The organism is Clostridium sp. CCUG 7971 (assembly GCF_017590215.1).
In the GTDB taxonomy this organism is placed as follows: domain Bacteria; phylum Bacillota; class Clostridia; order Peptostreptococcales; family Peptostreptococcaceae; genus Faecalimicrobium.
The window spans coordinates 1-11624 of sequence record NZ_JAFFPK010000047.1 but is presented as its reverse complement, the minus strand read 5'-3'; the positions used below and the strand labels follow the sequence as shown (position 1 = coordinate 11624).

Here is an 11624-nt window from a genome sequence, read left to right as displayed (position 1 = left end):
GTTGCAATTGGTAAATAGAACCCTATAGCAATAGTCATTATTGGTAAATCTAAGAAATATAAAACTATAGCCATAAATACTCCAACAATAATCATAGGCCAAGGTAATTGTCCAGACATAATCCCTGAAGTAAGTGTTGATATTAAGTTTGCTTGAGGTAATGCAAATGGAGGGTTATTTCCTGTAACTGCAAGTTGTCCTGAAAGTAATACTATTGTACCTACAACAACTACTACACCTACTATACCAGCTATTGTGAAATATTTTTGCATTTCAGTTTTGCTACCACCCATTATATATGTTACCTTTTGAGATTGGCTATAACCACCTGCTATTGAAATAGCAACAACTATAAATGTACCAAATAGTAATAACGATTTATTATCTGCTAAATCTTTCCATCCCATTATAACAAATACTAATGTTGCTATAACTAAAGAAGCTATTGTCATACCAGATACCGGAAGGTTTGATGTTCCTATAGTACCTGTTAAACGTCCTGCAACTATAACAAATAGCGCTGCTAGTATAAGAGATACTATTGCTCCAACAACAGCCATCACTACACTTCCTGAAATGAAAAATCCTGCTACAAATGCTACTATTACTCCAGCTAATAATATTATAGTTTGAAGAGCAGTTCCACCTTCACCATCACCTGATGCTGATTTTGCATTAAGTGTTTCTTTTACAGAAGCTATTATAGTTGGTATAAGTTTAACTGCACCAATTATACCACCACAAAGCATCATACCAGCTCCTATATATTTTACATAGTTACCAGCTATTGCATTTACATCCATTTGATTTAAAGACATTGAAGGGTCATTCCATACTCTAGCTCCTTCACCTGCCATATCAGTAAAGTATCCTATTAAAGGCATAATACCAAAATGAGATAATATAGAACCAGCAAACATTGTTAATGCTACTTCTAATCCTACTATAAACCCGATTCCTAAAAGAAGTGGGTTAACTTCAACTTCAAATTTCCATTTATAAAATCTACTTCCGAAAAAGCTTATAACATTATTAGCTACGTTTAAGAATGAACCTGTTAATACAGTAATAATTCCACTTATTCCAAATCCCATACCCATGTATTTCATTGAATCTCCACCAGCTTCTGAAGCAACAAGTGTTTCAGAAATAGCCATTGATTCTGGATACATAAGTTTTCCATGTTCTTCAATGATTAAATAACTGTAAACAAGTGATGAAACTCCTATACCAAATAAAACTCCACCAACTCCAACTAGTAACCCTTGTAAAAAAGTAACTTGACTACCAACTAATAAAACAGCTGGTAATACGAAAATCATACCACTGGCAACTGATTCACCACCACTTGCCATACCTTGTACTATATTTTTCCCTAAAATACCTTTTTGGCTAGCAAATGCTGCTATAAATGCAGAACCTATTATAGACCCTGGAATACCAGCAGCAACTGTAAGTCCAGCTTTCATACCTGAATATGCTGTTGATGCTGAGAATATAACCGCTAAAATAATTCCTATAATTAGTACCGCCACATTAGCACCTGTTTTAGATTTGTCTGTTATGTAAGGTACGTAATCTTTGCCTGATACTCCTCCATAAGCTTCTTTAGGTAATTTTTTACTACTCATTAAAGTTCATCTCCTTCATTAAATTGTTACTATTATACCATATTTCTGCAAAATTTTACCTTTTTTCAATTTTCATTATTTTTTAAAATTTTACTTTTAATAATGTTATATTATTATAATTGACTTATTTCTTATAAAAATACATATTCTATTTCTATTTAATCTAAAAGTTAATGTACATTTCTTTTAATTTGAACATTTTTCATTAAATTTATGCAGTAAAAAAGCCACGGCGTGCTGTTCCGTGGCTTTTTCCATAAATTTAATTAAGAGAATGTTTGTGTAATTATATTAATTTGTTTATTAATATATAAGGTGTAAATGATCATGGCTATTAAATATTCTTTGGTTGAATATTAATGTCATTTACTAGCTTAATATTATTATAGCATAATTTTAAATAAATGCAAATGAAAATCATTATTATTTTGATTTTTTTTATATTTATACTTTTTCAATATAAAAAGGCCTTCTATTGTAGGCATTCTACTTATAGAAGGTCTTTTGTTTAATTATTTAAAATATTAATTTTCTTTATATCCGTTTGGATTATTACTTTGCCATCTCCAAGAATCTTCACACATTTCATCTATTTTATACTTTGCATTCCATCCAAGCTCTTTCTCTGCTTTTGATGGATCTGCATAACAAGATGCAATATCTCCTTCTCTTCTTGAAGTTATTTTATATGGTATTTCTCTACCACTAGCTTTTTTAAGTGCATTAACTAATTCTAATACACTATATCCTTTACCAGTTCCTAAGTTATATGTAACTAGACCTGGATTTTCATTTAATTTTTCTAATGCCTTAACATGACCACTAGCTAAATCTAGTACATGTATATAATCTCTAACACCTGTTCCATCAGGTGTAGGATAATCATCTCCAAATACATTTAAATGTGGAAGTTGTCCTATTGCAACCTTAGTTATATATGGCATTATATTATTTGGAATTCCGCTTGGCTCTTCACCTATTCTTCCACTTTTATGAGCTCCTATTGGGTTAAAGTATCTAAGTATAGCTACGTCAATAGTTTTGTCTGCATAACAAATATCTCTTAACATATCTTCTACCATTAACTTAGTTCTTCCATAAGGATTTGTTACTGATAGTGGAAAATCTTCTAATATTGGGCATGTATGTGGATCTCCATAAACTGTAGCCGATGAACTAAATACAAACTTTTTAATATCATATTTTTTCATTAAATCAAGAACTACTAGTGTATTTATTAAGTTATTAGAATAGTATTCAAGTGGCATAGAAACAGATTCACCGACTGCCTTAAGTGCAGCAAAATGTATTACTGAATCAATTTTATTTTCTTTAAATACTATTTCTAGATTTTCTCTATCAGTTGTATCTATTTCATAGAATTTAGGTTCTTTTCCTGTTATCTCCTTTATTCTATCAATTACAATTTTATCACTATTACTTAAGTTATCTACAATAATTACTTCATATCCGTTTTCTAAAAGTTCTATTGATGTATGGCTTCCTATATAGCCTGCTCCCCCAGTTACTAAAACTGCCATAATACTCACTACCTTTCTATATATTTTAAACTACTATATTAACTATTATATTTAATTTACGCGTTTTGACCAACAACTTCCTTCATATAATTTATTAAGTCGACTTTTAAATTTTCTCTTTTTAATGCAAAATCTATTGTAGCTTCTAAAAAACCTAATTTATCTCCTACATCATATCTTCTTCCTTCAAAATTGTAGGCATAAATCGCTTCTTGTTTACCAAGAGTTTTAAGTGCATCTGTTAATTGTATTTCTCCGCCCTTGCCTGGTTCTTGATTTTCTAATATATCAAATATAGCTGGAGTTATTATATATCTCCCTAATATAGCAACATTTGATGGTGCTTCTTCTACAGCTGGCTTTTCAACCATATCCTTTACTTTATATACTCTATCTTCTATATGTTTTACATCTAATATTCCGTATTTACAAGTATCTTCCTTCGCTACTTCTTGAACGCCTAAAATACTAGTCTTATATTCATCATATGCATTTATTAATTGTTTTAAACAAGGAGTTTCGTTATCTACTATATCATCCCCTAATAATACTGCAAAAGGTTCATCTCCTATGAAACTTTTTGCACAATGTATAGCATGACCTAAACCTTTCGGCTCCTTTTGTCTTATATAATGTATATTAACCATATTAGATATATCTCTTACCATATCTAACATTTCTGTTTTCCCTTTTTGTTCTAACTCTAATTCAAGCTCAACAGATTTATCAAAGTGATCTTCTATTGATTTTTTATTTCGTCCAGTTATTATTAGTATTTCTTCTATTCCTGAGTTTATAGCCTCTTCTATTATATATTGTAACGTTGGCTTATCTACTATTGGAAGCATTTCCTTTGGTTGAGACTTTGTTGCAGGTAAAAATCTTGTTCCTAGCCCAGCCGCTGGTATTATAGCTTTTTTAACTGTCATTATTATTCCTCCGAATTTTGTACTTATATTTATACTTAAATATACCATATTTATACTTTTTCTTCAAATTTTGTATATTTATCGACATCTCATTTAATCTATAAATTTAATATTATTTTTCAATTTTTAACATAAAAAAACACTAGACTATTCTAGCGTTTATATCAATTAAAATAAGCAAGTCTATAAGCGGAGTTCTGTATTAGATAATCATCTTTCTAGGCTTATTGTCACCAATAAGCTCAAGCAACCTACCAACCGGAGGATGCGAGCAACATCCTTTTAGCCCTATCTTGGTCTTGCTCCAGGTGGGGTTTACACGGCTCGACTAGTCACCTAATCGACGGTGAGCTCTTACCTCACCTTTTCATCCTTACCACAAATGTGGCGGTTATTTTCTGTTGCACTTTCCTTAGGATCACTCCCACTAGGCGTTACCTAGCACCCTGCTCTATGGAGCTCCGACTTTCCTCACGCAGTAAAATTACTGCCCGCGATTATCTGGCTTACTTAATATTCAATTGACTTTTATAATATTATCATAAATGTTTATCCATGTCAAAAGTTAAATTTAATCTTATTATCTATAATATGGATTTTAAGTAAATATTAAGTTTTTACGTAAATAATGTTATTAATTATTACAAACTTCGTTTAAATTATTTAACTTTTAAGGTAAAATATAATTATACTTTCTAAAGGAGATTATACATGAAAAGGTTTATCATATTAATAACTAACTTATTATTATTATCTATTTTGGCATATTGCGGGTATAACGTATATATAAAAATGAAAGACTACAAAGAAGCTGATGTAACTTATAAAGAAGTTAGAAAATTAAAGAAAGAAGATTTATCTAATATAAATCCTGATTTTAAATTCTGGCTTACAGTAGAAAATACTAACATTGATTATCCTGTTCTTCAAGGAACTGATAATAATTTCTACTTAAACAAAGATATATATAAAAATAAACTAGGCTCAGGTAGTATATTTATGGATTATAGAAATAAATCTGAAAATGATGAAAACACTATAATCTATGGTCATAATATGAAAAATAAAACTATGTTTAGTCAATTAGAAGATTTTAAAGATGAAAGCTTCTTTAATAAAAACAATAAAATAAGAGTAATAACTAATGATAAAGAATACGTATATGAAGTATTTTCTGCATACTATGTAGATCCTAGCTATAACTATATAATTCCTAGCTTTAATAATAATAAAGAATATGAAAAATATTTAAATGAAATTACTAATAAATCAATTAATAAATCAAATATAAGTGTAGGTGTAAAAGATAAAATAATTACATTATCTACTTGTAGCTATGAAACTAATAATACACGTACAGTAGTACATGGTAAACTTGTTGATGTAATTAATTTAAATAATTAAAAAATAGTACGCCTATATAGGTGTACTATTTTAAGATATAATTTCAAACTTATTTTCATTAACATATATTATAGCTTCTTGCCTGTTTTTTAAATTTAATTTACTTAGTATACTACTAACATGTTTTTTTACTGTATAATCACTTATATATAATATCTTTGCAATTTCTTTGTTATTATAACCTTTCGATATATTGTATAATACGTCTCTTTCTCTTGGTGTCAATACACTTAAATTATTTGATTTATCCCTCTGGACTACAGCTTGAAGTGCATCTGCTGCATATACCTTTTTACCTTTAAAGACTCGATTCATAGTATATATAAATTCTTCTTTATCATCTATATCTACTATATAGCCTTCAACCCCCATATCAACAACTCTTTTGAATATCTTAATATCCTTATTTAAATCTAAAGTGATAATTTTAATATTTCCATATTTTCCTTTGACAGTATTTAAAAACATAATCTTTTCTGGTAAATTTTCTTTCATATCTAAAAATATAAAATTTATCTCCTCTAGATCTTCTTTTTTCATACTATACAAATCACTTATAATTCCTATACTTGTCACTTTCAAATTCTTTGTAAATAAAGCCCCTACTGCTTCTCTAACTATAAATGATTCTGATATTAACAATATCCTCACATCACTTCCCCCTCTAGAAAAGCCGGTTGCGCTACTCGCTCCATATACCCCAAGCGCCCAAATACAGAATATACTTCTTAGCTGCTTAAATTTTCAACAACTATATTCTACAATATTTCTACTTTAATTATATAGTTTTTTAGATAGCCATTTACGTACCTGACTTTATCTTTATAATATAAACCACCAAATTATAAAATATATTTATATTTTGATTATAGTAAAATATATTTTATTTTTCAATTAAAATTTTAATCAAAAATAATTTTAGAGTATATTGTTTATATTACTTTATGATTTTTTTATTATTATTTTGCATATATAATATTATTTCTTGTCTGTTTTTTAAGCCTAGTTTTTGAAGTATTCTACTTATATGCTTTTTTACTGTATATTCTGTTATAGATAAAGTTTCTGATATTTTATAATTATTAAATCCTTTAGCAACTTCTTTTATTACTTCTTCTTCTCTATTAGTTAATAAACTATTAGATCTTTTAAATTTATGTGTAAGTGCCTTATGCATAAGGTCTCCCTCATAAAACTTTTTACCAGCTATAATTTTTCTTACAATATAAATAAACTCTTCTTTATCTTCTATATTAGAAATATATCCATCAATTCCTAATTTAACTGATTCTATAAACAAACTCTCTTTTTTATGAAAATCTATTGCTAGTATTCTTAATGATTCTTCCCTTTCTCTTAATAAATTAATTATTTTTAAATCATTTATATTATTCTCATCTATATTTATAAAAATAAAATAATATTTATTTAGCTCTGCATCAGAAATATTATTTAAATCTGATATTTGATCTACACATTTTGTATTAAAATTTTCTGTAAATAATTTTGATACAGAGTCTTTTACCATAAATGACTTTGATATTATTAATGTATTCATTTTTTCACCTTTCTAACTATTGATAAACACTATACTTTTTTAATAAACTAGACTATAGAGTATTATACCTAATAGACATAATTTAAATTAGTTTACCCTTTATCACTAATCTGTGGCTTCCTACAAACTTTGGAGTACATGTTATTAAGGTTATATACTTTTCATCTAAATTAGATTCTAGTACTTCTACTTGCTCAGGATCTACTACCTCTGATGAAGTTACTTTGTATGTGTGTAGACCATCATTATTTAATACTTCTATACTATCTCCAGTTTGTATTTTATCTAAGTTACTAAAAAATTTATTGTATGTATATAATCTATGTCCTGCTACTGCAAAGTTTCCAGCTCTTCCAGGCATTGATGTTTCTTTAAAATGACCTACTGCATATTTTAAGGTCTCCATATCAGTTCCTTCTTGAACTACTACTTTTAAATCTATCTTAGGTATTTTCAATACTCCTATAATATTTTCTGGTAACTTATCACTATATGATTTTTTATTTTTATCTTCTTTAATACTTTTATCTCCCTTTATACTGTTTTCTATTAGATTTTCATAAGTTTCAACTATATCATTATTAGCTTTTTCAACTTTGTAGTTAGTATATAAACTTCCACCTACTATACATAGTCCTATTACTATAAGCAACCTTGCTATAATTTTTTTCATATTTTACTCCTTTAATATTAATCTCTGTTATAAAGTAGTACAAATACTCCAAGTAGTATTAATTCTATTGCTACTATTCCTGGTTTTGCTAAGAATTGAACTACATATCCTACTTTTGGAATTTTAAAAGATACTTCTCCTACTATATCCTTGTCTTTAAGTAGTTTTGCATCTTCTACATCGTTGTTATCACCTTTTGTTTTGTATCCTTCAGTTGTTTTTTCTATTATTCTGTGCGTTACTATTTCATTATCATCTATAAAAGTTATTACATCTTTTTCTTCTAATTTGGCTCTGGTTTTATTTTTTACTATTACTAAGTCTCCTGGGTAGTATGTTGGTTCCATACTTCCTGATAGTACTGTGTAGGCTCTGTATCCTATTATGTTAAATGCCGTTTGTGATTTTGATGATACTGATATTGCTACTATTATTATGAATAGTGCTACTACTGTGTAGTATAGGATATTTGACGGTTTTATTTTTTTTTCAATTTTCTCCATAATACTTCCTTTCAGTGTACATATTAAAAAGTGATACCTTATATAGCTATCACTTTTTAATATATACGTCTATTTTCACTTAATTCCTAGTCTAGAGGTATTGTTGTTGGTGTATCTGGTTGAGGCTCTGGCTTTGGCGGTTCTACTACTTCTGGTTTTTCTCCTTTTGGTGGTTCTTGTTCTGGTTTTTGTGTACCTTCTTCCGTTGAAGGCTTGTTAGTTTCTGGCTCTGATGGCTTTTCTTCTGTTGAAGGTTTATCTTCTTCATCTGAAGGACCTGCTTCATCACTTGGCGGTGCTACTGGTTTTATATTTCCACCTGGTAAGCTCGGGTTTACTTCTTCTCCAGATTCTGGTGGTAATACTGCATCTTCTTCTGGACCTTGATTTTCATTATTTATCTCTTCATCTTCTATCAAATTACTAATTTCATTACTCTTTATTAAGGTATAAAGACATTCTAACTTATTTCCATTACCTATTTTAAATTGGAACTTATAAATATCTTCATATATCTTATTCTTATTTCCTGTACCTACTTCTCGAATTATTTTTATAATAACCATCTGATCATCACTAAAGTTATTTCCAATGTTATTAAAATTACCGTGTTTTTTTTCAATTACAATTTTTGTATCATTAAATTCCTCTTTTTTAACATTTTCAAAATTTCCTGTTCCACTTATTATAGTGAAATCTTTTATCTTTCCTTCTATTATATTTTTCATATTAATAGTTATTTCATCATGATCATTATCATGTAGGCACCCAAATCTAACATCTACATTTCCTGATACAATATCTTCAACTAATTTTCCTATTGATATTGTATTTCCCTGACTTGCATTATCTGTAAACCAAGAGTGCGAAAAATATGTTCCTGTAAATGAAATAGCTAATCCTAGACCAGCAGCAATAAATTTATTTTCAAGTTTCATTATTTATTACCTCCTGGAGAATTTATTTGTCTTGAATCGACTTCAGTATTAAATCTTATATCTTGATTTTGTATATTTTCTTGATTTCCATTAGATATATCAATCTTTAAAGCACAATCAATTATGCCTTTAGGTTCTAGTTCTACTAAATTACCACTTTCATATACTAAATCTGTAAAATTCATATTAGATAAATCACTAAGCTTTGATATAGATTTATATCCTTTTAATTTAACTACTTTACCATTATATGTCATACTTAAATTACATCCTATTTCAGATAATAATTCACTATTTGTAAAATTACTAAACTTTAAACTTACATGTTGTTTCAAACTTCCACTATTTATTATTTTAAATGCTTCAGTAGCTGTCTTTTTACTTTCATCCAAAGACATATTAATTGGATTATTTAAACTTACATCTAAACTTCCCATAGTAACAATTAAATCATTTTTAGTCTCTGCCTTATCAGTAAAATATGCATAACTACCTAAGCTACCAATTCCACCTATAGCTAATGCTAATGCCAGACCGCCAATAGTTGCCTTTATACTTTCTTTTTTATTAGTTTTTTTATTCATCAATCTTACCTCCTTTTTTAGAAGAAGATTTTCTATCTAATGCTATTCCAACTCCTGCTACTGAAATACCTAATATTGTTAATGTTGATGAGTTCACAAGCCCTCCTGTTTGAGGTAATTTATTTGTAGATCCACCTACATTGCTTCCAGGTTTATTCGGCTTTGATGGTCTATTTATATCTTCTGATCCTCCTGGTTTATTCGGTTTTTCTGGCTTGTCTGTATCTTCTGATCCTCCTGGATTGTCAGGGTCTTCTGGTTTATCTGTATCTCCTGGATTGTCAGGGTCTTCTGGTCTGTCTTCTGATCCTGGAGGTGTTACAGTTCCTCCTCCACCGCTTCCGCCACTGTCTATTATCTTATATCCAATATCAAAACTATACACACTTGATACTAGTTGTGCTGCATTTCCCATTTCTTTTTCAATAGCTATTTCCATTACGATTTCTTCTTCTTGTTTTCCACTCACACTTATTTGTTTCTCTAACACAATTCTATTCTTATTTATTATGTCTTTTAAACTGCTATTACTTTTTGATATTAGCTCGCCTTTATATTTAAAGTTTACTTTAGTATGCTTTTCCATTTCATCTAATGCTTTTTCTAAGCTATTACTTTCACGAGATTTTCTATATATAGATATCTTATCTACTTTTATATTTTTATTCGTATTATTCTTTAAACTTATTTCAAAGTCTTTACTTAGTCCAGGCCTCCATCCGCCTTCTGGATTGTATCGCTCAATATTTATAGTTAAGTTATTATTATTCGATGTGGCAAAAGTTGGAACAGTTAAGGTAATAGATATAATTGAGCTTAACAAAATAGCCTTTATTGCCCTTTTTATACTTATCATTTAATCTCCTTTCTAAAAAAGCATTCCTAATTTTTTAAGAATGCTTTTTAATTACTAATATACTTTTTAATTACTTTCTATTTCTCTCTTGTTCCCTCTTGCTCTGCATTTATTTCAAATGTAGGTACTAATTTATTAAAATCAAAGCTTGGCTTATTTTCATTATTTATACTACCATCTTCATTGAATTTATGATCTACATCTGACATAACTTGAACATTTATATAAGCTTTTATCTCTTCACCAGGATTTAACGTTTTATCTGCGCCTATTTCACTTGTTATAGTCTCTCCCACTTTTAAAATATTTGGATATTTTTCTGAAACCTCTCCTCTGTTTAATTTTATAACTTGCTTTAAACTTCCGTTATTTTTTATAGTCATTTCTTTTATAAACCTATCATTAGGCTTAACATTTTTAAATATATTTCCTTCTGAGTTTTTACTTTGACTAGCTTCAGTCCCCTCATTTTCATTTTTCCAAGGACCTTCTTCAACTAATAAATCTACATTTCCCATAGTTATAACTAAATCATTACTTGCTGTTGCACTGTCAGTAAAAAATGCTTTAGTTCCCATAAAAGTTCCACCTACTAATAATGTTGCCGCTAGCATATAAGCAATAGTCTTATTTTTTTTCATAATATAAATCCCCCTCTATGTATCTTATTTTTTAACTCACAAGTACATAATAATTGATATACCATCAAAAAAATATTCCTCCACATACCTATTTTTACTACCTAAATTTGTTTAAACAATAAGTATAATTCAAATCTTATCGCCTATTACACCTTAGTAGTATATTAACTACCACCTATTATCCTCATAAGAAAAAAGCTAAATTTCACTAAGGTAATCACTTAGTAAAATTTAGCTCTCAAAACGAAAAAAGACTATACATACTGTATAGTCTCAACTTAATACTCTGAAAACTGCAAACATTTAACATATTAATCATTTTAAATTGAGGTCAAGTCCTCGACCTATTAGTATCGATAAGCTAAA

General features: G+C 28.6%; 12 protein-coding genes, 1 other RNA gene and 1 riboswitch. Of the genes, 1 reads left to right on the top strand and 12 read right to left on the bottom strand.

Going from position 1 to position 11624, the window contains the following annotated elements:
* From JWF52_RS06870 to rnpB, 4 genes are all read right to left on the bottom strand, one after another.
* Positions 1 to 1631: OPT/YSL family transporter (locus JWF52_RS06870; protein ID WP_208332817.1), on the bottom strand; the 1631-nt coding region annotated here is incomplete at its 3' end.
* Between the two features lie 524 nt (positions 1632 to 2155).
* Positions 2156 to 3172 carry a UDP-glucose 4-epimerase GalE gene (galE, locus tag JWF52_RS06865; RefSeq protein WP_208332815.1) on the bottom strand — a complete coding sequence of 339 codons (1017 nt, stop codon included), beginning with the start codon at positions 3170 to 3172 and terminating at the stop codon, positions 2156 to 2158.
* 56 nt (positions 3173 to 3228) lie between these two features.
* Positions 3229 to 4101: a UTP--glucose-1-phosphate uridylyltransferase GalU gene (gene galU / locus JWF52_RS06860; RefSeq protein WP_286184039.1), complete on the bottom strand. Its 873-nt coding sequence runs from the start codon at positions 4099 to 4101 to the stop codon at positions 3229 to 3231.
* A 170-nt stretch (positions 4102 to 4271) separates the two neighbouring features.
* Positions 4272 to 4614, bottom strand: an RNA gene (gene rnpB / locus JWF52_RS06855) — RNase P RNA component class A.
* A gap of 198 nt (positions 4615 to 4812) precedes the next feature.
* On the opposite strand from rnpB, the gene srtB reads away from it, so the two are divergent.
* Positions 4813 to 5505, top strand: a complete 693-nt coding sequence (gene srtB, locus JWF52_RS06850; RefSeq protein ID WP_208332813.1) for a class B sortase — start codon at positions 4813 to 4815, stop codon at positions 5503 to 5505.
* 30 nt (positions 5506 to 5535) lie between these two features.
* Here srtB and JWF52_RS06845 read toward each other — a convergent pair whose 3' ends face one another.
* From JWF52_RS06845 to JWF52_RS06810, 8 genes are all read right to left on the bottom strand, one after another.
* A complete protein-coding gene (locus tag JWF52_RS06845; protein ID WP_208332811.1) occupies positions 5536 to 6156 on the bottom strand; it encodes a response regulator transcription factor in 621 nt (206 codons plus the stop codon).
* A 16-nt stretch (positions 6157 to 6172) separates the two neighbouring features.
* Positions 6173 to 6251: riboswitch (cyclic di-GMP riboswitch) on the bottom strand.
* 191 nt (positions 6252 to 6442) lie between these two features.
* On the bottom strand, positions 6443 to 7063 hold the full coding sequence (locus JWF52_RS06840) for a response regulator transcription factor (RefSeq protein WP_208332809.1): 621 nt from the start codon (positions 7061 to 7063) through the stop codon (positions 6443 to 6445).
* Between the two features lie 82 nt (positions 7064 to 7145).
* The gene (locus JWF52_RS06835) at positions 7146 to 7736 is read right to left on the bottom strand and encodes a class D sortase (protein ID WP_208332807.1); all 591 of its coding nucleotides are present in this window, start codon (positions 7734 to 7736) and stop codon (positions 7146 to 7148) included.
* 17 nt (positions 7737 to 7753) lie between these two features.
* Entirely contained in the window at positions 7754 to 8239 is a 486-nt protein-coding gene (locus tag JWF52_RS06830) for a signal peptidase I (protein ID WP_208332806.1), read from the bottom strand.
* 86 nt (positions 8240 to 8325) lie between these two features.
* Positions 8326 to 9177, bottom strand: coding sequence for a hypothetical protein (locus JWF52_RS06825; protein WP_208332805.1), 852 nt, complete (start codon positions 9175 to 9177; stop codon positions 8326 to 8328).
* Positions 9177 to 9761, bottom strand: a complete 585-nt coding sequence (locus tag JWF52_RS06820) for a TasA family protein (RefSeq protein WP_208332804.1) — start codon at positions 9759 to 9761, stop codon at positions 9177 to 9179. Before JWF52_RS06820 ends, JWF52_RS06825 begins: the two co-directional genes overlap by 1 nt.
* The gene (locus JWF52_RS06815; RefSeq protein WP_208332803.1) at positions 9754 to 10617 is read right to left on the bottom strand and encodes a hypothetical protein; all 864 of its coding nucleotides are present in this window, start codon (positions 10615 to 10617) and stop codon (positions 9754 to 9756) included. Before JWF52_RS06815 ends, JWF52_RS06820 begins: the two co-directional genes overlap by 8 nt.
* A gap of 77 nt (positions 10618 to 10694) precedes the next feature.
* Positions 10695 to 11258, bottom strand: a complete 564-nt coding sequence (locus tag JWF52_RS06810; RefSeq protein WP_208332802.1) for a SipW-dependent-type signal peptide-containing protein — start codon at positions 11256 to 11258, stop codon at positions 10695 to 10697.
* Positions 11259 to 11624 lie beyond the last annotated feature (366 nt).

Coding starts and splice junctions, on each gene's coding strand:
- galE (WP_208332815.1), bottom strand. CDS start 3,172: ATGGCAGTTTTAGTAACTGGGGGAGCAGGCTATATAGGAAGCCATACA.
- galU (WP_286184039.1), bottom strand. CDS start 4,101: ATGACAGTTAAAAAAGCTATAATACCAGCGGCTGGGCTAGGAACAAGA.
- srtB (WP_208332813.1), top strand. CDS start 4,813: ATGAAAAGGTTTATCATATTAATAACTAACTTATTATTATTATCTATT.
- JWF52_RS06840 (WP_208332809.1), bottom strand. CDS start 7,063: ATGAATACATTAATAATATCAAAGTCATTTATGGTAAAAGACTCTGTA.
- JWF52_RS06835 (WP_208332807.1), bottom strand. CDS start 7,736: ATGAAAAAAATTATAGCAAGGTTGCTTATAGTAATAGGACTATGTATA.
- JWF52_RS06830 (WP_208332806.1), bottom strand. CDS start 8,239: ATGGAGAAAATTGAAAAAAAAATAAAACCGTCAAATATCCTATACTAC.
- JWF52_RS06825 (WP_208332805.1), bottom strand. CDS start 9,177: ATGAAACTTGAAAATAAATTTATTGCTGCTGGTCTAGGATTAGCTATT.
- JWF52_RS06820 (WP_208332804.1), bottom strand. CDS start 9,761: ATGAATAAAAAAACTAATAAAAAAGAAAGTATAAAGGCAACTATTGGC.
- JWF52_RS06815 (WP_208332803.1), bottom strand. CDS start 10,617: ATGATAAGTATAAAAAGGGCAATAAAGGCTATTTTGTTAAGCTCAATT.
- JWF52_RS06810 (WP_208332802.1), bottom strand. CDS start 11,258: ATGAAAAAAAATAAGACTATTGCTTATATGCTAGCGGCAACATTATTA.